This is a genomic window from Streptomyces sp. MJM8645 (assembly GCF_001625365.1).
In the GTDB taxonomy this organism is placed as follows: Bacteria; Actinomycetota; Actinomycetes; order Streptomycetales; family Streptomycetaceae; genus Kitasatospora.
Window position 1 is genome coordinate 1,886,611 of the sequence record NZ_LJJF01000001.1, and the last position, 21,834, is coordinate 1,908,444.

General features: G+C 70.1%; 21 protein-coding genes and 1 tRNA gene. 14 read left to right on the forward strand and 8 right to left on the reverse strand.

The window, feature by feature from the left end; translation table 11 throughout:
* Position 1: 1 nt before the first annotated feature.
* Positions 2-379 carry a helix-turn-helix transcriptional regulator gene (locus A6F73_RS42155; RefSeq protein WP_063347139.1) on the reverse strand — a complete coding sequence of 126 codons (378 nt, stop codon included), beginning with the start codon at positions 377-379 and terminating at the stop codon, positions 2-4.
* Between the two features lie 161 nt (positions 380-540).
* Here A6F73_RS42155 and A6F73_RS08010 point away from each other — a divergent pair, with 161 nt between their 5' ends.
* Positions 541-990: an ATP-binding protein gene (locus A6F73_RS08010; RefSeq protein WP_079135517.1), complete on the forward strand. Its 450-nt coding sequence runs from the start codon at positions 541-543 to the stop codon at positions 988-990.
* A gap of 13 nt (positions 991-1,003) precedes the next feature.
* Positions 1,004-1,567 carry a hypothetical protein gene (locus A6F73_RS42485; RefSeq protein ID WP_063347140.1) on the forward strand — a complete coding sequence of 188 codons (564 nt, stop codon included), beginning with the start codon at positions 1,004-1,006 and terminating at the stop codon, positions 1,565-1,567.
* A 286-nt stretch (positions 1,568-1,853) separates the two neighbouring features.
* On the opposite strand, the gene A6F73_RS08020 is transcribed toward A6F73_RS42485, so the two are convergent.
* Positions 1,854-2,378 carry a GNAT family N-acetyltransferase gene (locus A6F73_RS08020; RefSeq protein WP_063347141.1) on the reverse strand — a complete coding sequence of 175 codons (525 nt, stop codon included), beginning with the start codon at positions 2,376-2,378 and terminating at the stop codon, positions 1,854-1,856.
* Positions 2,379-2,715: 337 nt separating this feature from the next.
* Between A6F73_RS08020 and A6F73_RS08025 the strand changes: the two genes are divergently transcribed.
* On the forward strand, positions 2,716-3,567 hold the full coding sequence (locus tag A6F73_RS08025; RefSeq protein ID WP_063347142.1) for an alpha/beta hydrolase: 852 nt from the start codon (positions 2,716-2,718) through the stop codon (positions 3,565-3,567).
* Positions 3,568-3,641: 74 nt separating this feature from the next.
* On the opposite strand, the gene A6F73_RS08030 is transcribed toward A6F73_RS08025, so the two are convergent.
* Entirely contained in the window at positions 3,642-4,043 is a 402-nt protein-coding gene (locus tag A6F73_RS08030) for a hypothetical protein (protein WP_159398399.1), read from the reverse strand.
* Positions 4,044-4,200: 157 nt separating this feature from the next.
* Between A6F73_RS08030 and A6F73_RS08035 the strand changes: the two genes are divergently transcribed.
* Complete coding sequence (locus A6F73_RS08035; protein ID WP_244293328.1) at positions 4,201-4,683, forward strand: DUF6228 family protein; 483 nt, start codon at positions 4,201-4,203, stop codon at positions 4,681-4,683.
* A gap of 401 nt (positions 4,684-5,084) precedes the next feature.
* On the opposite strand, the gene A6F73_RS08045 is transcribed toward A6F73_RS08035, so the two are convergent.
* Entirely contained in the window at positions 5,085-5,747 is a 663-nt protein-coding gene (locus A6F73_RS08045; protein ID WP_063347145.1) for a class I SAM-dependent methyltransferase, read from the reverse strand.
* A gap of 70 nt (positions 5,748-5,817) precedes the next feature.
* On the opposite strand from A6F73_RS08045, the gene A6F73_RS08050 reads away from it, so the two are divergent.
* Positions 5,818-6,462 carry a TetR/AcrR family transcriptional regulator gene (locus tag A6F73_RS08050; RefSeq protein ID WP_063347146.1) on the forward strand — a complete coding sequence of 215 codons (645 nt, stop codon included), beginning with the start codon at positions 5,818-5,820 and terminating at the stop codon, positions 6,460-6,462.
* 128 nt (positions 6,463-6,590) lie between these two features.
* On the opposite strand, the gene A6F73_RS08055 is transcribed toward A6F73_RS08050, so the two are convergent.
* Entirely contained in the window at positions 6,591-7,136 is a 546-nt protein-coding gene (locus tag A6F73_RS08055; protein ID WP_079136226.1) for a GNAT family N-acetyltransferase, read from the reverse strand.
* 140 nt (positions 7,137-7,276) lie between these two features.
* Positions 7,277-9,964 (reverse strand): DNA polymerase I, encoded by a 2,688-nt coding sequence (gene polA / locus A6F73_RS08060; protein ID WP_063351036.1) that lies wholly within the window; start codon positions 9,962-9,964, stop codon positions 7,277-7,279.
* Between the two features lie 326 nt (positions 9,965-10,290).
* Here polA and A6F73_RS08065 point away from each other — a divergent pair, with 326 nt between their 5' ends.
* From A6F73_RS08065 to A6F73_RS08090, 6 genes are all read left to right on the forward strand, one after another.
* Positions 10,291-10,767, forward strand: coding sequence for a hotdog fold thioesterase (locus tag A6F73_RS08065; protein ID WP_063347147.1), 477 nt, complete (start codon positions 10,291-10,293; stop codon positions 10,765-10,767).
* Between the two features lie 591 nt (positions 10,768-11,358).
* Positions 11,359-12,597, forward strand: a complete 1,239-nt coding sequence (locus A6F73_RS08070; protein ID WP_063347148.1) for a branched-chain amino acid ABC transporter substrate-binding protein — start codon at positions 11,359-11,361, stop codon at positions 12,595-12,597.
* A 188-nt stretch (positions 12,598-12,785) separates the two neighbouring features.
* The gene (locus tag A6F73_RS08075) at positions 12,786-13,715 is read left to right on the forward strand and encodes a branched-chain amino acid ABC transporter permease (protein WP_063347149.1); all 930 of its coding nucleotides are present in this window, start codon (positions 12,786-12,788) and stop codon (positions 13,713-13,715) included.
* 5 nt (positions 13,716-13,720) lie between these two features.
* Positions 13,721-15,649 carry a branched-chain amino acid ABC transporter permease gene (locus A6F73_RS08080; RefSeq protein ID WP_063351038.1) on the forward strand — a complete coding sequence of 643 codons (1,929 nt, stop codon included), beginning with the start codon at positions 13,721-13,723 and terminating at the stop codon, positions 15,647-15,649.
* 8 nt (positions 15,650-15,657) lie between these two features.
* Complete coding sequence (locus A6F73_RS08085) at positions 15,658-16,479, forward strand: ABC transporter ATP-binding protein (RefSeq protein WP_063351037.1); 822 nt, start codon at positions 15,658-15,660, stop codon at positions 16,477-16,479.
* Positions 16,476-17,192 carry an ABC transporter ATP-binding protein gene (locus tag A6F73_RS08090; protein ID WP_063347150.1) on the forward strand — a complete coding sequence of 239 codons (717 nt, stop codon included), beginning with the start codon at positions 16,476-16,478 and terminating at the stop codon, positions 17,190-17,192. The genes A6F73_RS08085 and A6F73_RS08090 overlap by 4 nt, the downstream gene beginning before the upstream one ends.
* Positions 17,193-17,274: 82 nt before the next feature.
* Here the strand turns inward: A6F73_RS08090 and A6F73_RS08095 are convergent, their stop codons facing one another.
* Positions 17,275-17,931 (reverse strand): response regulator, encoded by a 657-nt coding sequence (locus tag A6F73_RS08095; protein WP_063347151.1) that lies wholly within the window; start codon positions 17,929-17,931, stop codon positions 17,275-17,277.
* A gap of 92 nt (positions 17,932-18,023) precedes the next feature.
* On the opposite strand from A6F73_RS08095, the gene A6F73_RS08100 reads away from it, so the two are divergent.
* A tRNA-Leu gene (locus tag A6F73_RS08100) sits at positions 18,024-18,109 on the forward strand.
* Positions 18,110-18,210: 101 nt separating this feature from the next.
* Positions 18,211-18,996, forward strand: a complete 786-nt coding sequence (locus tag A6F73_RS08105; protein WP_063347152.1) for a hypothetical protein — start codon at positions 18,211-18,213, stop codon at positions 18,994-18,996.
* 42 nt (positions 18,997-19,038) lie between these two features.
* Here the strand turns inward: A6F73_RS08105 and pyk are convergent, their stop codons facing one another.
* Entirely contained in the window at positions 19,039-20,469 is a 1,431-nt protein-coding gene (gene pyk, locus A6F73_RS08110; protein WP_063347153.1) for a pyruvate kinase, read from the reverse strand.
* A gap of 281 nt (positions 20,470-20,750) precedes the next feature.
* Here pyk and A6F73_RS08115 point away from each other — a divergent pair, with 281 nt between their 5' ends.
* Positions 20,751-21,827, forward strand: a complete 1,077-nt coding sequence (locus A6F73_RS08115) for a hypothetical protein (RefSeq protein ID WP_063347154.1) — start codon at positions 20,751-20,753, stop codon at positions 21,825-21,827.
* The last annotated feature ends 7 nt before the right edge of the window (positions 21,828-21,834 follow it).

A 21,834-nucleotide genomic window follows, 5' to 3' on the forward strand; every position in this document is an offset into this window, starting at 1 on the left:
CCTACGCATACTCCCGACACTGCAGCAAGCCATGCATGTATCCGCACTGGTAGACACGGGCACCGAGCGCCTCGGACTCCATGTCTGCATGGGTCTGAAACCAATCCGGGTGTTCAACCTGAGCGTTCCAGTCCACCTTCCCCCAGAGCCGCCTCAACGCACCGCCCGTGTTGAGCAGTTCATCGGCCTTCTCCACCAGTTCCGGCGGCATGCGGCGCTGACCGGTCTCGTACCGGGTGATGTTCGTCCGGCTGCAGTGCAGCAGCTTGCCCAGCTCTTCCTGGGTGTAGCTGGCCAGCTCCCGGTAGAACCGCAGCTCCTCGCCGAACAGCTCGGCCGAACTGACCGTCAACTCCCGCTTGAACCGCCGATGTGCCACAGCCGGCCCCCTCACGCACCACGTGCCCCTGGCACCCGATTTCGACCATCACCGTACCTCTGGACACTCGATGATTGACACCAGAGCGCAATCATTCGCATGCACAGCGTGATTGCGCACTACCCTCGCGCTCCCCCATCCGCCCCCCGAGGTGCCCCGCCATGCTCAAAATCCGTACCGCCCACCGCCCCCGCCCGTTCGCGGCCCGCCTGGACTCCCGCACCGAATCCACCCCCATCGCACGGCAGTTGCTCCGCGCCTACCTCGCCGCACTCCCCACCGGCGACCGCTACCGCGACACCGCCGAACTCCTCCTCGGCGAACTCTTCGCCAACGCCGTCCAACACACCGCCGACGCCCCCACCGACCGCCTCATCGAAGTCCACTTCGCCCTCGCCAACGACCGCCTCCGGCTCGAAGTCCACGACGCCGGCACCGGCCGACCCTCCCTCCACACCCCCACACCCGACGACGAACACGGACGCGGCGTCCTCCTCGTCAACGAGCTGGCCGAGAAGTGGGGTTGCTGCCCCCGCGCCGGCGGCGTCGGCAAGTTCGTCTGGGCCCTCATCGCCCCCGCACCCGCACCCGCCACCCTCCTCACCGTCTGAACAGGCACCCACCATGCGACTCCCCCTCACCGCCCGCCACCTGTTCGACACCGGCTCCACCCCCGCCGACACCTACGCCACCCTCGCCCGCCACACCCGCCACCCCCTCCGATCCGCCCGCGCCGTCTGCACCGCCCTCGGCATCCCCGCCGCCGAAACCCAACGCCGCCTCAACGACTGCTACGACGCCCTCCTCGCCAACCCCCGCCCCGGCACCGAGAACGACACCGGCGAACTCCTCGAAGCCCTCGGCGTCTTCGACATCCCCAAGACCCCCGACGACCGCGACCTCGCCATCATCGAACTCCTCACCACCGCCATCGACGCCCACGGCAGCATCCGCGCCGGCCACCAACACGGCCTCACCCGCTGGTTCACCACCGGCAACCTCACCACCGCCTACCTCTCCCTCACCACCACCCAACCCCACCCCACCACCGGCAACCCCACCCACTACTGGACCACCCTCACCACCGCCAGCGAACTCCTCACCACCACCACCCCCGACCCCCGCCTCAAACCCGCCCTCACCCACTGCCGAAACCAAGCCCAAGCCACCCACACAACCCACCCATGAACACAGGAAGTCGACCCACCCGACTTCCTGCGCGCCCCGCAGAACCCATCTGCCGCACACCGCCCTGGCTTCGTTCACTTCTAGCAGTAGCGTTTGTCTGCCGGTTTGAGCAGCAGTTGACGATCTTGAGGACCGTGGATGTTCACGAAGCAGCAGCAGTCCACGGGACGGCCCGCCGCCCCTTCGGGCGGCGGGCCGTCGAGTCTGTTTTCGCCCCACCCACGAGCCCGTGGTGTGGGTTCTCCCGCAGCTGGCCTTCGAGGCAGTTGCTGCCAACGCGGGTAGCTCAGCTGTTGATGCCGGGTGCGACCTCGCGGGTCATACGGAGGTTGGGCAGCCTTCCTTGCCAGAGCTCTCGCTCACCCGTGGCCTTGAATCCGTGGCGCTGGTAGAAGCGGACCGCGCTGTCGTTGTAGTCGGTGGCCCATAGGCATATGGGTGCGGATCCGGCCCAGGTGAGGAACTCGGTCATCATGCGGCCACCGAGCCCCTGGCCCTGGACGTGTTCCAGCAGATACATCGGTCCGAGAGTGACCACCTCGCCGCGGCGCCCGCAGAGAACGCCCACGATCTCGGTTTCAGAACGGAGAACACGGCAGAACAGCAGATCCGGCTCCTGGTTCGCTGTCTCGATGAACTCCCGCCACTGGTTGATGCCTTCCGTGGTAGCTGACGAGCCGCGATGCTCACGGATCCAGTCCTCGTCGATCCCCACCTCCGGGTTGGGGTATGTCTGCAGCCAAGCCCTCAGCAGCAACGGCCCCAGCTGCGCGGAGTCGCCCGGACGAGCAGCTTCGATCACGTAGGTCATGGCAACGATCCTCGTCGATCATCCGCCGCTTCAGGCCGCCCAGTCATCCCTACGACGAACTTCTGATGGGTGCCACCGCCGACGACTTCCTGTTCACCGGGGAACCTGCCTGACCGGGACCTCGAAGGCGGTGGCCCAGCGCGCGTGATCGTCGGCAGCGCCGGGCCGAGCTGGACGCAGGAAGTCGGCCCCGCCGACTTCCTGCGCCTGGGCCCTCGCGCCAAGGGCGAGCACCGGCGTCGGCCACCGCACCGCGCGCCGCGGCCGGCCGCCGCGTTCGCCCTCCCAACCCTGTGATGTGATCGTTCTGTTGACGTACTACCAACAGGAGCTGACCATGTCCTCACCCCTGCCCAGCGCCGTCCGTCTGACCGTCGGCCGGCACACCTTCGACGGGCTGGCCGCCGGGCCCGCCGACGGGGAGCTCGTGCTGCTGCTGCACGGGTTCCCCGAGTTCGCCGACTGCTGGAGCGCCGAGCTGACCGCGCTGGCCGCGGCCGGCTACCGCGCGGTGGCGGTGGACCAGCGCGGCTACTCCCCCGACGCCCGCCCCGCGGACATCGCGGACTACTCCGTCGAGCTGCTGGTCGCGGACGCGCTGGGCTTCGCCGACGCCCTGGACGCGCCCCGCTTCCACCTGGTCGCCCACGACTGGGGCGGCCTCGTCGCCTGGGCGCTGGCCTCCACCCACCCGGAGCGGCTGCACAGCCTGACCGTGCTCTCCACCCCGCACCCCGAGGCGCTCTACGAGGCCCTCAACAACGACAGCGACCAGCGCGAACGCTCCCAGTACATCAGGGAGTTCCGCCTGCCGGAGCACGTGGCCGAGCAGGCCATGCTGACCGACGACGCGGCCAGGCTGCGCGCGATCTACCGGGGCGCGCTGCCGACGGACCAGGCCGAGTCCAACGTCCGACGGCTGACCGAGCCGGGCGTGCTGACGGCCGGGCTCAACTGGTACCGGGCGATCAACGAGGAACTCCGGGTGCCGGCCGGCGAGATCACCGTCCGCACGCTCTTCGTCTGGGGCACCGAAGACCGCGCCCTGGGCCGCGACGCCGCCGACCTGACGGCCAAGCACGTCAGCGCCCCGTACCGGTTCGTTGCGCTGGAGGGCGCCACCCACTGGCTGCCGGAGGCCGACGCCGAGCGGATCGTGCCGCTGCTCCTGGAGCACCTCGCGGGCTGACCCGGAGGTGTTCCCGGCGCGCCGCCCCACCGGCACGCCGGCTTCGCCGCCCTCAGGCCGCCCTCGGCCCGGTCTCAGCCCGTCCTCGGCGTGTTCCGGGATCGCGCCCAGCTCTCCGCCTGCTCCGGGTCCCACAGGAAGCGGGCGCCGAAATCCTTCTCCTCGCCGGGCCCCGCCTCCGTCAACGCACGCACCAGCGCCGGGCTGTAGACGGCATGGACCCGGAAGTTCACCAGGAACCGACTCTTGATCACGATCCGCACGTAACGACGGCTGTTGCCCCGATGACGTCCGGCCACGATGACGCAGTCACCGCCGTCGCCCCAGGCCGGCGGCGCGATCCACACCTTCGCCCCCGGCGCGAAGTGCCGCAGCCCCTCGCGGATCTCCGACCCGCCTTCGCCGTGACCGGTCTCCTGAGCGACATTGGCCACGAGGCACACGCCCAACGGCTCCGCTCCGGTTGCATCCGTCATGGCAGCCATGATCGCCTGGCCGGGCGCAGCGGCGCGCGTCCTTTTCCGAGGCCGCCCCTCCGGGCCGCCGGCTCCGCCCGCACGATCGCACCGGGCCAGGCCAGGCCAGGCCGAAATCACGATGACTTCCGGCACCGCGCCGCCTATCGTCCGGCGGATGAGCGACCAGCGCACCGACCCCACCGACGCGCCGGCCGTCGACGTCCGCTGCCGCAACGACCCGGCCACCCGGGTCAGGCTCACCGACCGCCACTTCCCGGACGAGCACGGCACCGGCTTCGCCGTGGAACTGCACGCCGAAGGCCTTCGGGCCCGGCTCGACTCGGTCATCGCCTGGGCCTGGGGCCCGGACCATCCGGCCGACTTCCTCGACGAGTTGGCCGCCGATTACCGGGGCTGGGAGGCGGAGCGCACCTGGTACACCCACCGCCTCGCCCTCCGGGCCGTCTTCCGCCCGGGGGGCCACGTCGGCCTCACCTGGACCGTCCGCCCGCGGATCGGTCGGGACGCCTCCTGGGAGGCCTCGGTCACCACGTGGCTGGAGGCCGGGGAACAGCTGGCCGGTCTCGCCTCGGACGTCCGCCGGTTCCTCGCCCCCGGCGACCTGACGGAGTCCCGTCCGCCCGGGGGTACCGCTTGATCGACCGGGCCGGCTACGACCGGGACTCCTCCCCCCTCCTGTTCGCCACGGCCGCCGGACTGCTGCTCCACGTCCTGCTCGCCGAAGCCTTCGGCTCCTCCGCCCGACCGGCCGTCCGGCCCTGGGCCGCCACCGGCCGCATCACCGCGCCGCCGCCCAGCCTCCTGCACCAGAAGTCGGCCCCGCCGACTTCCTGCGCTCCCCCCGCCACCGGCCCGGCCGGAGCTGCTCTGCTCCCGCGAGCACTCGGGGTACGGGCCGTACCTGCCGATCGGCAGGGGCAGCCCGATGAACTTGCGCTGGGCATTCGTGAGTTGCCCACGCGTCACGACCAGTGTCCTGCCGGGTCCCGCCCCCACGAAGAAGGCGATACCCACGCCTGATCGCGACGCCACACGGGTCTAGAGGCGGCAGCTGATCTCCATTCCGTCCTCCACGGGGAACGTGACGCTCTGGTAGCCGTTGCGGGGGTCGCGGACGTAGTCGAGGTAGGGCGCGAGGGCCTCCAGGTCGACGTCGTCGGCGACGACGAGGGTGCCGGGCGCGAGGCGGGGTTCGAGGAGTCGCAGGACGGGCAGGCACAGGTCCTTCCAGCCGTCGAGGAGGACGAAGTCCGCGGAGCCGGCGACTGCGGCGAGGGTGTCGCGGGCGTCTCCTTCGAGGACGGTGATCAGGTCGTCCAGTCCCGTCTCGGCGAACGTCCGGCGGGCGGCCGCGGCCTTGGCGGCGCTCAGTTCCGTACTGATCACCCGGCCCGTCCGGTTGTCGCGCACCGCGGCGGCGAGATGGAGCGTGGAGATGCCGAAGGACGTGCCGAACTCGACGACGGTGGCGGGGCGGGTGGCCCGGATCAGGTTGTAGAGGAGGCGGCCGCCCTGGGCCGAAATCGGCATGTACACCTCGGCGTTGGCGTCGGCCTGCTCCTGCGGGCCGAGGGGCGCGGAGCCCTGGGGCCACGCCGCCCGGATCCGCTTGCTGGCCTCCTCGTCCTGCTCGGCATGCCGGAACATCCGGTCGAGGGCGGTGGCGACGCGGGGGTCTTCGAGGGTGTTGGTGGGTGCCATGGGCCTAGACTAGACGCACCGTTGCGTTGCGTCTAGCGGTTCTGGCCTACCCTGGCCCCAGGAGGCAGACATGGAACGAGGAAGTACGGCCGCCGCGGCGGCCGGGCCGCAACCGGCGGCACGCCATCACGGCAACCGGCACGGCCGCAGCGAACAGGCCCGGCAGGCAGTACTGGAGGCGGCCGACGACCTTCTGGTCGAGAAGGGCTTCACCGGCGTCACCATCGAGGGCATCGCCGCCCGGGCGGGCGTCGCCAAGCAGACCGTCTACCGCTGGTGGAAGACCAAGACCGACATCCTCCTGGACGCCTTCCTCCAGGACGCGGCCGAAGCCCTGACCCCGCCGGACCACGGCGACCTGGCCCCGGACCTACGCGCCCACCTGCGCCAACTGGCCCTGTTCCTCACCCGGTCCGACGCGGGCGCCGTCTTCAAGGCCCTCATCGGGCACGCCCAGCACGATCCCGCGTTCGCCGCCGCCCTGCGGTCCGGGTACCTCGACGAACAGCGCCGACGCGACCGGCTCCCGCTGGAACGCGCGGTGGAACGCGGCCAGCTCGCCACCGGACTCGACATGGCGGCGGAGATCGACCAACTCGTGGGACCGCTCTACCACCGCGTCCTGGTGACGGCGGAACCCGTGGACGAGGCTTTCACCGACCGCCTCGTCGAGGCGTTCCTGCACCGCGCGGGCGTAGCGGACGCAGGTGAGTAGCGGACACAGGGGAGTAGCGGAGTAGCCGACGCAGTGGAGTAGCCGACGCAGTGGAGTAGCCGACGCAGGGGAGACGGTGAGCAGCCGACTCCCGGGCACCGGCGGGACCGCCGGGCAGGTGGCCGCGCTCAGTGCCGAGTGGTTGCGGCGTACTGGTCCGACGACAACGCGAACACCCGCACTCGCCGACCGCCGGCGGGACTGACGGTCTCACGGGCCAGCCGCATCCCCAGTTTGGTCATGATCCGTTCGGAGGCATCGTTGCCCACCTGGGTGATGCTGACGATCCGCTCCAGCCCTCGCTCCTCGAACCCGAACCGCACAGCGGCCGCAGCGGCCTCGGTGGCCAAGCCCCGCCCCCAGTGGGAACGTCCCAGCCGCCAACCGACCTCGACCGCCGGCAGTACCTCCGGCAGGAAGCCGGGGACCGAGAGGCCGGTGAACCCGGCCAGCTCGCCCGTGGACCGGATCTCCACGGCGAACAGGCCGAAGCCCTGCGCCTCCCACTCGCTCTCCCAGGCCTGGATCCCGCCGCGGGTCTGCTGTTCGTCACGGACGCTGCCGTCACGGATCCACCGCATGACCTCGGGGTCGGCATTGACGGCGGCCATGGGCGCGACGTCCTCCTCGCGCCAGCGACGCAGGATCAGACGCGGAGTCTCAAGCGTGACCATCGAACCATTCTGGATCACCAAGGGGCTCTCCGCCATCCGCCGATCGTCGTGCCCACTGCGCAACGGACCGGCAGATCGTAGCGGCGGGCCCGGACACCAGCCGTGTCCGGGCCCGCCGAGAACCGCACCGCGCCGCCGTATCAGTGCGCGGCGGCCTCCCAGTTGGCGCCGACGCCCACCGAGACGTCCAGCGGGGCGCGCAGCGGGTAGGCGCCGGCCATCTGCTCGCGGACGATCGCCTCGACCTGCTCGCGCTCGCCCGGGGTCAGCTCCAGCACGATTTCGTCGTGCACCTGGAGCAGCATCCGGGAGGTGAGGCCGGCGGCGCGCAGCGCCTCGTCCACCCGCAGCATGGCGATCTTGACGATGTCGGCGGCCGAGCCCTGGATCGGGGCGTTGAGGGCCATCCGCTCCGCCATCTCGCGGCGCTGGCGGTTGTCGCTGTTGAGGTCCGGCAGGTAGCGGCGGCGCCCGAGCAGCGTCTCGGTGTAGCCGGTGGCGCGGGCCTCGTCGACGACCCGGCGCAGGTAGTCGCGGACGCCGCCGAAGCGCTCGAAGTAGGTGTCCATCAGGCCCTGGGCCTCGCCGGGCTTGATGCCGAGCTGCTGCGAGAGCCCGTACGCGGACAGCCCGTAGGCGAGGCCGTAGGACATCGCCTTGATCTTGCGGCGCATCTCGGCGTCCACCGCGGTGCCCGGGACCTCGAAGACCTGGGAGGCGACGGTGGTGTGCAGGTCCTCGCCGGTGGCGAAGGCCTCCAACAGGGCCTCGTCCTCGGAGAGGTGGGCCATGATGCGCAGTTCGATCTGCGAGTAGTCGGCGGTGAGCAGCGACTCGTAGTCCTCGCCGACGACGAAGGCGCGGCGGATGGCGCGGCCCTCCTCGGTGCGGACGGGGATGTTCTGCAGGTTCGGGTCCTGCGAGGAGAGCCGGCCGGTGGCGGCGACCATCTGGTTGAAGGTGGTGTGGATGCGGCCCTTGGGCGAGACCGTCTTGAGCAGGCCCTCGACGGTGGTGCGCAGCTTGGCCTGGTCGCGGTGGCGCAGCAGGATGACCGGCAGTTCGTTGTCGGTCTGGGTGGCGAGCCAGGTGAGCGCGTCGGCGTCGGTGGTGTAGCCGGTCTTGATCTTCTTGGTCTTGGGGAGGGCGAGCTCGCCGAAGAGGATCTCCTGGAGCTGCTTGGGCGAGCCGAGGTTGAACTCGCGCCCGGCGGCGGCGTGCGCCTCCTCGACCACGCGCTGGATCTCGGTGGCGAACTGCGCCTCCAGGCTGGTGAGCCAGGGGCGGTCGGCGGCGATGCCGGTGCGCTCCATCCGGGCCAGCAGGGCGGCGATCGGCAGCTCCATGTCGCGCAGCAGCCCGGTGGCGCCGACCTCGGCGAGGCGGGTGTCGAAGAGCGCGGCGAGGTCGAGGACGGCGCGGGCCTGGAGCATGAGCGCCTGGGCGCCGGCCGCAGGGTCCTCCTCCGGGGCGTCGAAGGCGAGTTGGCCGTCCTCGGTGGCGGGGGCGGGGGTGAGCGAGCGGGCCAGGTACTCCTCGGCGAGCACCTCCAGGGTGAAGGTGCGGCGGCCGGGCTTCTCCAGGTAGGCGGCGAGGGCGGTGTCGGCGACGACGCCCTCGATGGCCCAGCCGCGCTCGGCGAAGGCCCGCATGACCTGCTTGGCGATGTGCAGGGCCTTGGGGGCGGCCGGGTCGGCGAGCCAGGCGGCGAAGGCCCGCTCGTCCTCCTCGGCGAGCTGCGCCGGGTCGAACCAGGCGGCGGATTCCCCTGCGGCCAGGGCGACTTCGGCGACCTCGCCGGTGCCGAGCGCCCACTGGTAGACGGCGGCGAGGGCGACGGGGGCCTTGGTGTCGGCAGCGTGCTCGCGCAGCCAGCCGGCCAGCGTGCCCGGGTCGGTGAGCAGTTCGCCGTCGACCTCGACGCCGGGGGCAAGTTCGGCCGCGGCCTCCTCCTCGCCGGCGGCCGGGTCGATGCCGTGGACGCGGTCGCGGAAGTTGGCGTTGCGGAACTCCAGCGACTCCATCAGCGTGCCGACGGCGGCCTTGTCGAACGGCGCGCGGGCCAGGTCGCCGACGCCGAGCGGGAGTTCGACGTCGCGGACGAGCTCGGTGAGGACGCGGTTGCGCTTGACCGAGTCGAGGTGTTCGCGCAGCTTCTCGCCGATCTTGCCCTTCACCTCGTCGGCGCGGGAGACGAGTTCGTCGAAGGAGCCGAACTGGTTGACCCACTTGGCGGCGGTCTTCTCGCCGACGCCGGGGATGCCGGGCAGGTTGTCGGACGGGTCGCCGCGCAGGGCGGCGAGGTCCGGGTACTGGCGCGGGGTGACGCCGTACTTCTCGGCGACCTTCTCCGGGGTGTAGCGGGTGAGCTCGGAGACGCCCTTGGTCGGGTAGAGGACGGTGATGTGGTCGGTGACCAGCTGGAGGGAGTCGCGGTCGCCGGTGACGATGTCGACGTCGTAGCCGGCCGCCTCGGCGGCGGTGGCCAGGGTGGCGATGATGTCGTCGGCCTCGAAGCCCTCGGCCGTCAGCCGGGGGACGTTCATCGCGTCGAGCAGTTCGCCGATCAGGGGGACCTGGCTGCGGAACTCGTCCGGCGTCTTGGCGCGGTTGGCCTTGTAGTCGGGGAACTCGACGGAGCGGAAGGTCTGCCGGGAGAGGTCGAAGGCGACGGCGAGGTGGGTGGGCTGCTCGTCCCGGACGGTGTTGGCGAGCATCGAGGCGAAGCCGTAGACCGCGTTGGTGGGCTGGCCGGTGGAGGTATTGAAGTTCTCCACGGGCAGGGCGTAGAAGGCCCGGTAGGCCATCGAGTGCCCGTCGAGCAGCATCAGCCGGGGCCGCGGGCCGGCCCCGCCGCCACCCGTCGCGCCCTTGTCCGTACTCTGCGTAGCCACGTCAACGTCCCGTTCCTGCCGATTCCACTACCGGCCACCGATCCTATGGCCCGGCACCGACAAAAGGGGCGCCGTGCCGATCGGACGCCGTGCCGGGCGCGGGCGGCGGGGCACGCCGGGGGCCGCCGCGCCCGGGGCGTCCGTTGACGCGCCCCGACCCCGGACGCGCCCCGGCCCCGGACACGGCCGCTACCGCCGAGTAGGACGGTCGTACGATCACAGGCAGCACGATGACGATCCCCGAGCGGCAGGAGTTCCCCATGACCGACGCGGCCCCCGACGCGGCCCCCGACGCGGCCCCCGTCCTGAAGGTCCCGCAGGACGTGCTGGACCACTTCGCCAAGCTCGGCGTCGATCCGCAGACCTTCTCCGGCGGCGCCCTCGGCGAGAAGCTCGGCATCCGGATCGTCGAGGCCTCCGGCGACCGGGTGGTCGGCACCATGCCGGTGGAGGGCAACCAGCAGCCGTACGGGCTGCTGCACGGCGGCGCGTCGGCGGCGCTGGCCGAGACGCTGGGCTCGATCGGCGCGATGCTGCACGCGGGCCCCGGCCGGTACGCGGTCGGGGTGGACCTCAACGCCACCCACCACCGCTCGGCCACCTCCGGGCTGGTCACCGGGGTGGCGACGGCGGTGTTCAAGGGCCGCACCGCCGCCACGTACGAGATCGCGATCACCGACGACACCGGCAAGCGGGTCACCAGTTGCCGGCTGACCTGCATGCTGCGCGACCTCTGACCCCGCGCCGGGACTCTTCCCGGTGCCGACGGATCATCAAATCCCTTGGCCGCCCCCTTGTTTGACCTTCCGCCACCCTGGGCAGGCGTTGGTCTGGACAAGGGGGCGGCGGCATGTCCGGGCGCGGCCGACGCGGCAGCATGCCCGGAATCCGCGCAGGTGACTCTGCGTAGCAGGCAGAAAATCCGAGCAATGGCCCGCTCCGAGGCCCGCAGGCAGCCCGGGGCTCCTTCGCCATGCCCTCGCTGTCCGAAATACGAACGATCATGACCGGAACAAGTGAATCGGACATGAGCGTCCGACTATCGACCAGGCCAGCTGCAACCCCCATTTCTGGCCCTTACATTGCCCCAACAGCCCCTAAACGCCCTACATCGGCGGATCGGTCGCGCCAAAACGACCACATGCTGAGACAACTGCTCTGTGTGCTCATAACAAGAGAATCACAGCCTCGCCACACCACTGCCCGAGTCGCCCAGAGGCATCTAGAGTCACGGCCAGTCACCGCGCCAACGGATTGGGCCCGGCCCTCCGCGCATCCCGGCTCCCGCCAACTCAGGCGCGGCGCCTCCCGAACCGAAGGGGACCCTCGTGCGTCACCGTTCCGCAATTGTCGTGAGCATTGCCGTGATCGGCGCCCTGAGCCTCAGCGCGTGCGGCTCCCGCGACGACAAGAAGTCCGCCGACGGAGGCAGCGGCAACAGCGGCTCCACCACCACCGTCACCATCGGCATCGACGCCCCGCTCACCGGCGACCTCTCCGCCATCGGCATCGGCATCCGCAACTCCGTCGACCTCGCGGTCAAGAAGGCCAACGAACAGAACGAGGTCCCCGGCGTCAAGTTCCAGGTCAAGGCCCTGGACGACACCGCCAAGCCCGGCCCCGGCCAGCAGAACGCCACCCAGCTCGTCGCCGACAACAGCGTCCTCGGCGTCGTCGGCCCGCTCAACTCCAGCGTCGCCCAGTCGATGCAGCAGATCTTCAACGACGCCAACCTCGTCGAGATCTCCCCCGCCAACACCGGCGTCGCCCTCAGCCAGGGCGAGAAGTGGGTCACCGGCGAGAAGAAGCGCCCCTTCAAGACCTACTTCCGCACCGCCACCACCGACGCCGTCCAGGGCCCCTTCGCCGCCCAGTTCCTCGCCAAGGACGCCAAGAAGTCCAAGGTCTTCCTCATCGACGACCAGAAGACCTACGGCGCCGGCCTCGCCGCCACCTTCAAGGCCGAATTCACCAAGCAGGGCGGCAACATCGTCGGCGAGGAGCACGTCAACCCCGACGACCGCGACTTCTCCGCCATCGTCACCAAGGTCAAGACCTCCGGCGCCGAAGCCGTCTACTACGGCGGCGAGTACCCCGCCGCCGGCCCGCTCTCCCTCCAGCTCAAGGACGCCGGCGTCAACATCCCGCTGATGGGCGGCGACGGCATGCAGAGCGCCGACTTCATCAAGCTCAACCCCAAGAGCGCCGGCGACTACGCCACCGCCGTCGGCGGCGCCGTCGAACAACTCCCCACCGCCGCCAAGTTCATCGCCGACTACAAGGCCGCCGGCTACAAGGACCCCTACGAGACCTACGGCGGCTACTCCTACGACAGCGGCTGGGCCATCATCCAGGCCGTCAAGGCCGTCGCCGCCGCCAACAACGGCAAGCTGCCCGCCAACCCGCGCGCCGCCGTCGTCGACGCCGTCCAGAAGGTCTCCTTCGACGGCGTCACCGGCAAGGTCTCCTTCGACGAGTTCGGCGACACCACCAACAAGCAACTCACCGTCTACACCGTCAAGGACGGCAAGTGGACCGTGGAGAAGACCGGCACCTTCAGCGGCTGAACCTCCAACGGCTGAACCTCAGCGGCCGAGCCCTCGACGACTGAACCTTCAGCGTCTGAACCTCAACGGCTGAGCCGGCCCGCACCACCATCCAGCAGCACAGCGCGCGGGGGCGCCACGAGTGCCCCCGCGCGCCCCCACATCCACCACCCACACGGACACCCCGAACGCACTACGGAGGCCCAGCGGTGCACGACCTACCGCAGCAGCTGGCCAACGGCCTGATCCTCGGCGCCCTCTACGGACTCGTCGCGATCGGCTACACGATGGTCTACGGCATCGTCCAGCTCATCAACTTCGCCCACGGCGAGATCGTCATGGTCGGCGGCTTCGGCGCCCTGACCGCCTACCTCGCCCTCCCCGGCGGCACCACCCTGTGGCTGGCCCTGCCGCTCATGCTGATCGCCGGCATCCTGGTCTCCACCCTCACCGCCGTCGCCGCCGAGCGCTTCGCCTACCGGCCCCTGCGCAACGCCCCCCGACTCGCCCCCCTCATCACCGCGATCGGGCTGTCCATCTTCCTCCAGCAACTCGTCTTCTCCTTCTACCCCGACGCCAAGAAGGCCCGGGTCTTCCCCAAGATCCCCGGCGACCCCTTCAGCCTCGGCTCCGTCACCATCCAGCGCAGCGACCTCTTCCTGCTCATCGCCGCCCCGCTGTGCATGCTCGCCCTCGGCTGGTTCGTCACCCGCACCCGCTCCGGCCGCGCCATGCAGGCCACCAGCCAGGACCCCGACACCGCCAAGCTCATGGGCATCGACACCGACCGCATCATCGTCATGGCCTTCGCCATCGGCGCCGCGTTCGCCGCCGTCGCCGCCGTCGCCTACGGACTGCGCAGCGGCCAGGTCGACTTCCGCATGGGCTTCATCCTCGGCCTCAAGGCCTTCACCGCCGCCGTCCTCGGCGGCATCGGCAACATCTACGGAGCCATGCTCGGCGGCATCGCCCTCGGCCTCGCCGAAAGCCTCGCCACCGGCTACATCCAGCACCTGCCCGGCATGCACCTCTTCGGAGGCGGCGCCTGGAAGGACGTCTGGGCCTTCGTACTCCTCATCCTCGTGCTCCTCGTCCGGCCCCAGGGCCTGCTCGGCGAGCGCGTCGCGGACAGGGCGTGACCACCATGACCACCACCACCGAAACCACCCCGGTCATCCCCCTGCCGGCCCGCGCCGCCACCGCCCTCACCGGCCTCGGCGCCCTCACCACCGCCGCCTCCGCCGCCCTCCCCTGGACCTGGACCTCCGACTTCCCCGGCGACCTCACCTACACCGGCTCCCCCGCCGGCCTCCAATGGCTCGCCCTCGCCGCCGGACTCCTCACCCTCCTCCTGCTCCTCGCCACCCACGGCACCCCCGGCCTGCGCTGGGCCGCCCCCAGCCGCAGCCACAACGCCGTCCTCTACGCCGCCACCGGTGCCCTCGCCGTCAGCGTCTTCTCCGTCGCCGCCATCGCCACCGAACTCGGCGGCCTCGCCAACCTCGAAGCCGGCGGCTGGATCCTCGCCGCCGGCGGCCTCCTCACCGTCATCGGCGCCCTCGGCCTGCCCCTCGACCGCCGCACCCGCGTCCCGCTGCGCATCCTCGACAGGCGCCTCTTCCTGCTCGTCCCCGTCGCCCCCGCCGGCTGGTTCGCCGCCCACGCCATCCCCGGCGACCAGCCCGTCGCCCCCGTGATGACCGCCCTCGCGGGCGCCCTCGCCATCGCCGCCGGCGTCGTCCTGCTCCTCCAGCTCGGCCACCTCGCCCACACCTGGCTGCGCCTGGGCACCGTCGACCGGCCGCTGCCCGCGCCGCGCCAACTCCCCTCCTGGGCCGAAGTCCTGACCATCGTCCTGGCCTTCGGCCTCGGACTGTTCACGATCACCTTCGGCATCGACACCGAGTACGGCGAACTCTTCATCGGCTACCTGCTGCTCGCCGCCCTCGTCGTCCCCGCCCTCACCCGGTCCGGCCTGCTCGCCCGGCTGCGCGCCCTGACCGTCAAGCACCGCCCCGTCACCACCGGCGCCGCCTTCGCCGCCGCCGCCAGCTTCCCCTTCACCCAGACCAGCGACCAGTACACCTCCGTCGCCACCAACATCCTGATCTTCGCCACCGTCGCCCTCGGCCTCAACATCGTCGTCGGCCTCGCCGGCCTGCTCGACCTCGGCTACGTCGCCTTCCTCGGCGTCGGCGCCTACGCCGCCGCCCTGGTCTCCGGCTCCCCCGCCTCCCCCATCCACGTCCAGTTCCCGTTCTGGGCCGCGATGCTCACCGGCGCCGCCGTCTCCATGGTCTTCGGCGTCCTCATCGGCGCCCCCACGCTGCGCCTGCGCGGCGACTACCTCGCCATCGTCACCCTCGGCTTCGGCGAGATCTTCCGCATCACCATGCTCAACCTCAACGGCACCACCGGCCCCAAGGTCACCAACGGCTCCAACGGCATCCCCCGGATCCCCGACCTGGAGATCCTCGGCTTCGACCTCGGCAAGCCGCACACCGTCGCCGGCATCGAACTCGGCCGCTTCTCCAACTACTACCTGCTGATGCTCCTCGTCACCGCCCTGGTCGTGCTCGTCTTCGCCCGGGTCGGCAACTCCCGCATCGGCCGCGCCTGGGTCGCCATCCGCGAGGACGAGACCGCCGCCGAAGCCATGGGCATCAACGGCTTCCGCCTCAAACTCCTCGCCTTCGCCCTCGGCGCCTGCCTCGCCGGCCTCGCCGGCACCGTCCAGGCCCACGTCAGCTACACCGTCACCCCCGACCAGTACACCTTCGCCGAGGCCCTCCCGCCCAACTCCGCGTTCCTGCTCGCCGCCGTCATCCTCGGCGGCATGGGCACCATCAGCGGGCCCCTCGCCGGCGCCACCCTCCTCTTCCTCATCCCCAAGAAGCTCGAATTCCTCTCCGACTACCAGCTGCTCGCCTTCGGCGCCGCCCTGATCATCCTGATGCGCGTCCGCCCCGAAGGCCTCATCCCCAACCGGCGCCGCCAACTGGAGTTCCACGAGGCCGCCATCCCGGCCCAGCCCGCCGGCGACGGCGCCGCACTCACCAAGGCAGGGGCGTGACCACCCAGATGACCACCACCGCCACACCCCTGCTCGAAGTCACCGGCGTCACCATGCGCTTCGGCGGCCTCACCGCCGTCAACGACGTCAGCCTCACCGTCGGCGAAGGCGAGATCATCGGTCTCATCGGCCCCAACGGCGCCGGCAAGACCACCTTCTTCAACTGCCTCACCGGCCTCTACGTCCCCACCGAGGGCGCCGTCCGCTACCGCGGCACCCTCCTGCCGCCCAAGCCCCACCTCGTCACCCAGGCCGGCGTCGCCCGCACCTTCCAGAACATCCGGCTCTTCGCCAACATGACCGTCCTGGAGAACGTCCTCGTCGGCCGCCACACCCGCACCAAGGAAGGCATCTTCTCCGCCATCCTCCGCGGCCCCGGCTACCACCGCGCCGAAGCCGAGAGCCGCGAGAAGGCCATGGAACTCCTCGCCTTCACCGGCCTCGCCGACAAGGCCGACCACCTCGCCCGCAACCTCCCCTACGGCGAACAGCGCAAGCTGGAGATCGCCCGCGCCCTCGCCTCCGACCCCGGCCTCCTCCTGCTCGACGAACCCACCGCCGGCATGAACCCCCAGGAGACCCGCGCCGCCGAGGAACTCGTCTTCGCCATCCGCGACCAAGGCGTCTCGATCCTCGTCATCGAGCACGACATGCGCTTCATCTTCAACCTCTGCGACCGCACCGCCGTCCTCGTCCAGGGCCAGAAGATCGTCGAAGGCGACCGCGAAACCGTCCAGAACGACGAACGCGTCATCACCGCCTACCTCGGCGCCCCGCTCGAAGGCACCACCCCCGCAGTCGCGGAGACCGTTACGGAGACCGACCAGTGACCGCACTCCTCGAGGTCGAGGACCTCCGCGTCGCCTACGGCAAGATCGAAGCCGTCAAGGGCATCAGCTTCACCGTCAACCAGGGCGAGGTCACCACCCTCATCGGCACCAACGGCGCCGGCAAGACCACCACCCTGCGCACCCTCTCCGGGCTCCTCAAACCCACCGCCGGACGCATCGCCTTCGACGGCCAGGACCTCAGCACCGTCCCCGCCCACAAGATCGTCGCCCTCGGCCTCGCCCACTCCCCCGAAGGCCGGCACATCTTCCCCCGCATGACCATCGAGGAGAACCTCCTCCTCGGCGCCTTCCTGCGCACCGACACCGCCGGCATCACCGCCGACGTCGACCGCGCCTACGACCTCTTCCCCATCCTCGGCGAACGCCGCCGCCAGGCCGCCGGCACCCTCTCCGGCGGCGAACAGCAGATGCTCGCCATGGGACGGGCCCTGATGTCCCAGCCCAAACTGCTCATGCTCGACGAGCCGTCCATGGGCCTGTCACCGCTGATGATGCAGAAGATCATGGCGACCATCATCGAACTCAAGGCCTCCGGCACGACCATCCTGCTCGTCGAACAGAACGCCCAGGCCGCCCTCTCCCTCTCCGACCGCGGCTACGTCATGGAAACCGGCCGCATCGTCCTCTCCGGGACGGGCGCCGACCTCCTGCACGACGAATCCGTCCGCAAGGCCTACCTCGGCGAGGACTGACGCCTCCACGCATCCACGCATCCACGCCTCCACGCACGAAGGGCCCGGCAGATGAGATCTGCCGGGCCCTCCTCGCATCCGTCTACTCGGACGCGTCCTCGTCCGCCTTCTTGCGGTCCTGGGCCGCGCCCTCCTCGATGACCGCCTCGGCCACCGCGGCCATCGTCATCCGACGGTCCATCGACGTCTTCTGGATCCACCGGAACGCCGCCGGCTCGTTCAGCCCGAACTTCGTCTGCAGCACGCCCTTCGCCCGGTCCACCAGCTTCCGGGTCTCCAGCCGCTGGGTGAGATCCGCGATCTCCTCCTCCAGCGTGCGCATCTCGGTGTACCGCGACACCGCCATCTCGATCGCCGGCACCAGATCCGCCTTGCTGAACGGCTTCACGATGTACGCCATCGCCCCGGCGTCCCGCGCCCGGTCCACCAGCTCCCGCTGCGAGAACGCCGTCAGCATCAGAACCGGCGCCAGGTGCTTCTCGTGGATCTGCTCGGCGGCGGAGAGCCCGTCCAGCACCGGCATCTTCACATCGAAGATCGCGAGGTCCGGCCGAAGCTCCTCCACCAGCTTCACCGCCGTAGCCCCGTCCCCGGCCTCACCGACGACGGTGTACCCCTCCTCTTCGAGCATCTCCTTGAGGTCAAGGCGGATCAGCGCCTCATCCTCGGCGATCACAATCCGAGTGATCTGGGGCGAATCGGTCTCAAGCGGCTGTGCCTGCTCGTCGGCGGTGCTCACGGGGCTCCTAGTTCCGGCGGGGTACTGCATGCACGAGGGTACCTAGCTGCGCCCAACAGCGCTCACAGGGTATCCTTCACGGGCGCGAACTTGCCGGGTTGGTGGAAGGGCAGACACGATCGCCTCAAAAGCGATTGCTCGAAAGGGCGTGTGGGTTCGAATCCCACACTCGGCACCATAATTTTTCTCGCATTCCCAGGCTTAGGGAAATTCACCTCATCTAGTGGATCACATCCAAAGGGTCCACGGTCCGGCCTGTCGAGTTCCAATCTGACGCACATGACGTCTCCCTCTGTGCGCGAACAAGCCGTACACCTCCTCCGTCGAGGTGTACGCAATGCCGATGTCGCCCGACGACTCCGGGTCTCTCCTGGCACGGTCTCCTGGTGGAAGCATCAAGACCTCGCCAAACGCCATCAGCTCCCCGGCCGCAAGCGTTCCACATGCATGCACTGCTACGGCGACGACCTGGACCGCGGCGCCTACTCCTACCTACTCGGCCTCTACCTCGGCGACGGCCACATCCTGCTCCCCAACGAGTACCGCAGGACGCAGAGCCTTCAGATCACCTGTGACGATCACTGGCCGGGAATCACCGACTCCGTCGAAAACGCCATGCGCCTGGTCTTTCCCAGGAACAAGCCCTGCAGAGTCCGACGGACCGGCTGTCACGACGTCAAGCTCTACTCGAATCACCTGACCTGCCACTTCCCCCAACACGGTCCCGGCAAGAAGCACGAACGCACCATAGCCCTGGAACCCTGGCAGCAGGAGATCGTCGACGCCCATCCGTGGGAGTTCCTGCGCGGCCTGATCCACTCCGACGGCTGCCGCATCACCAACTGGACGACGCGAATGGTCGGCGGCGTCAAGAAGCGCTACGAGTACCCGCGTTACTTCTTCACCAACACCTCGACCGACATCATCGGCCTGTTCACCGCCACCCTCGACGCCGTCGGCGTCCAGTGGAAGGCCGCGGCCCGGCCGACCGGTGCCACCAATATCTCCGTCGCCCGCAAGGACTCCGTCGCCCTCATGGACGCCCACATCGGCCCCAAGTACTGACAGTGGCGGCGCGGCCCCTCCGGAAGGGCCGCGCCGCGCCGGTCAGTTGTCCAGGGTCCCGACGTGGTGGACGCGGACGAGGTTGGTGGAGCCGGCGAGGCCGGGCGGGGAGCCGGCGGTGATGACGACGATGTCGCCCTTCTGGCAGCGGCCGAGCGACAGGAGGGCCGCGTCGACCTGTTCGACCATCTGGTCGGTGGTGGGGGCGAAGGGGCCGAGGAAGGTCTCGACGCCCCAGGTGAGGGCGAGTTGGCTGCGGACGGCGGGTTCGTAGGTGAAGGCGAGGACGGGGATGGGTGAGCGGTAGCGGGTCAGCCGGCGCGCGGTGTCGCCGGACTGGGTGAAGGCGATGAGGTATTTGGCGTCCAGGAAGTCGCCGATCTCGGCGGCCGCGCGGGCGACGGCGCCGCCCTGGGTGCGCGGCTTGTTGCCGGTGGTCAGGGGCGGCAGTCCGGCGGCGAGGATGTCGGTTTCGGCGGCCTCGATGATGCGGCTCATGGTCTTGACGGTCTCGACGGGGTACTTGCCGACGGAGGTCTCGCCGGAGAGCATCACGGCGTCGGTCCCGTCGAGGACGGCGTTGGCGACGTCGGAGGCCTCGGCCCGGGTGGGCCGGGAGGCGTTGATCATCGAGTCGAGCATCTGGGTGGCGACGATGACCGGCTTGGCGTTGCGCTTGGCGAGCTTGACGGCGCGCTTCTGGACGAGCGGGACCTGTTCGAGGGGCATCTCCACGCCCAGGTCGCCGCGGGCCACCATGATGCCGTCGAAGGCGTCGACGATGGATTCCAGGTTGTCGACCGCCTGCGGCTTCTCGATCTTGGCGATGACGGGGACGAGGCGCCCCTCCTCGGCCATGATCCGGTGGACGTCCTCGATGTCGCGGCCGCTGCGGACGAAGGAGAGCGCGATCAGGTCGGCGCCGGTGCGCAGGCCCCACCGCAGGTCGGCGACGTCCTTGTCGCTGAGTGCGGGGACGGAGACGGCGACGCCGGGGAGGTTGAGGCCCTTGTGGTCGGAGACGAGGCCGCCTTCGATGACGAGGCAGCGCACGCGCGGCCCGTCGACCTCGACGACCTCCAGGGTGACCCGGCCGTCGTCGACGAGGATGCGTTCGCCGCGGGTGACGTCCGCGGCGAGGCCGGGGTAGGTGGTGCCGCAGATGTCCTTGTCTCCGACGACGCCGTTGTCGGTGGAGATGGTGAACTCGTCGCCGCGTTCGAGAAGTACGGGGCCGTGGGCGAAGGTGTCGAGCCGGATCTTCGGGCCTTGAAGGTCGACGAGGATGCCGACGCTGCGGCCGCTCTCGTCGGCGGCCTTGCGGACGCGGCGGTAGCGTTCCTCGTGCTCGTCGTGGGATCCGTGGCTGAGGTTGAAGCGGGCGATGTCCATTCCGGCGTCGACCAGGGATTTGATCTGGTCGTACGAGTCGGTGGCCGGCCCGAGGGTGCAGACGATTTTTGCTCGGCGCATACTGCTGAGGGTAGGCATTACCGGCGCGTAACCACGACGCGGGTCCGGACGGCGGGATGACCTTTGCCGTAAGGCGAGTTGAACAATCTGACACATCCTCGGACCGGTGTGCGAGCACCTGCCCGGGTGCCGTCGCCGTCCGGCCTTCCGATGCGAACCCGTGAAGGGGTGTTCACCCTTGGTTCACCGCCGGTTCGGCCGCCGCTCCCCGCCCGGCGGGACGCTCGTCACCCCCGGGTGACCACCCGGACGACGTAGCGGACGAGGGGGAGGCGTTCGGCATGAGACGCACTCTGGGGGTGTTGGCGGCGTTGGCCCTGCTGGGCGGGGTGACGTACGCACTGATCCCGCAGGACGACCCGGGCGGCGACATCGTCACCGTCTCCGGCCTGATCGGTTCGGAGAAGCGCGACTTCTTCCAGGATCCGCAGGTCGTCGCCGAGTTGGCCAAGCAGGGCATGAAGGTGAACGCGGAGAGCATCGGCTCCTGGCTGATGGACGGCGACGCGAAGGACTTCGCGTTCCCGGCCAGTCAGCCGCCGGCCGACAAGCTGCGCGTGGACTGGAACATCAAGGAGGTCCCGGTCCAGCCGTTCTACTCGCCGCTGGTGATCCTCGCGCACCGCCCGGTGGCGGATGTCCTGATGGGCAACGGCCTGGCCACCCTGGACCATTCCACCGGGCTGTGGACGTTCCGGATGGACGCCTACCTGGCCGCGCTGAAGGCCGGCCGCACCTGGCCGGACCTCGCGGGCGCGACCGAGCACGCGGAGTTGAAGGGCCCGGTGTTCCTCACCACCACCGACCCGGAGACGTCCTCCTCGGGGGCGCTGCACATCGCCCTGCTGTCGTACCTGTTGAACAACCGCCAGGTGGTCTACGACCAGGCCGGGATCGACGCCACCAAGGACGTGCTGCGCACGGCGACGGCGATCCAGGGCGGCCAGAAGAGCAGCAGCGACGAGCCGTTCAAGGCCTTCCTGGCCGGGGTCGGCAATCCGCTGGTGCTCGCGTACGAGTCGCAGGCCGCCGCGATGGTGCTGAAGGGCGAGTCGACCGGCGACATGGTGGTGCTGTACCCGGACACCACCATCTACACCGACCACACCATCGTCGGCCGCACGCCGAACGGCCGGCGGCTGGCCGCCCAGCTGCACGACAACGCCGAACTGCGCCGGCTGGAGGCGAAGTTCGGCTTCCGTCCGCAGGACGACCCGGATGCCTTCGCCGCGCTGGTGAAGGGCAAGACCCCGGTCCTGGCGCCCAATCTCGCGGCGGCGAAGGTCAACCAGCCGCAGATTCCCGTGCCCGACATCCTGACCAGGCTGATCAAGGCCGCCAAGGGGAAGGCTCAGTGAACTCCCG

Bases quoted from the DNA above. Each gene is read 5' to 3' on its own strand.
- A6F73_RS08035 (WP_244293328.1), top strand. From the start codon at position 4,201: ATGAGCGACCAGCGCACCGACCCCACCGACGCGCCGGCCGTCGACGTC.
- A6F73_RS08115 (WP_063347154.1), top strand. From the start codon at position 20,751: ATGAGACGCACTCTGGGGGTGTTGGCGGCGTTGGCCCTGCTGGGCGGG.
- A6F73_RS08020 (WP_063347141.1), bottom strand. From the start codon at position 2,378: ATGACCTACGTGATCGAAGCTGCTCGTCCGGGCGACTCCGCGCAGCTG.
- A6F73_RS08025 (WP_063347142.1), top strand. From the start codon at position 2,716: ATGTCCTCACCCCTGCCCAGCGCCGTCCGTCTGACCGTCGGCCGGCAC.
- A6F73_RS08080 (WP_063351038.1), top strand. From the start codon at position 13,721: ATGACCACCACCACCGAAACCACCCCGGTCATCCCCCTGCCGGCCCGC.
- polA (WP_063351036.1), bottom strand. From the start codon at position 9,964: ATGCTGCTCGACGGGCACTCGATGGCCTACCGGGCCTTCTACGCCCTG.
- A6F73_RS08010 (WP_079135517.1), top strand. From the start codon at position 541: ATGCTCAAAATCCGTACCGCCCACCGCCCCCGCCCGTTCGCGGCCCGC.
- A6F73_RS08055 (WP_079136226.1), bottom strand. From the start codon at position 7,136: ATGGTCACGCTTGAGACTCCGCGTCTGATCCTGCGTCGCTGGCGCGAG.
- A6F73_RS08105 (WP_063347152.1), top strand. From the start codon at position 18,211: ATGACGTCTCCCTCTGTGCGCGAACAAGCCGTACACCTCCTCCGTCGA.
- A6F73_RS08085 (WP_063351037.1), top strand. From the start codon at position 15,658: ATGACCACCACCGCCACACCCCTGCTCGAAGTCACCGGCGTCACCATG.
- pyk (WP_063347153.1), bottom strand. From the start codon at position 20,469: ATGCGCCGAGCAAAAATCGTCTGCACCCTCGGGCCGGCCACCGACTCG.
- A6F73_RS08030 (WP_159398399.1), bottom strand. From the start codon at position 4,043: ATGACGGATGCAACCGGAGCGGAGCCGTTGGGCGTGTGCCTCGTGGCC.
- A6F73_RS08050 (WP_063347146.1), top strand. From the start codon at position 5,818: ATGGAACGAGGAAGTACGGCCGCCGCGGCGGCCGGGCCGCAACCGGCG.
- A6F73_RS08065 (WP_063347147.1), top strand. From the start codon at position 10,291: ATGACCGACGCGGCCCCCGACGCGGCCCCCGACGCGGCCCCCGTCCTG.
- A6F73_RS42485 (WP_063347140.1), top strand. From the start codon at position 1,004: ATGCGACTCCCCCTCACCGCCCGCCACCTGTTCGACACCGGCTCCACC.
- A6F73_RS08045 (WP_063347145.1), bottom strand. From the start codon at position 5,747: ATGGCACCCACCAACACCCTCGAAGACCCCCGCGTCGCCACCGCCCTC.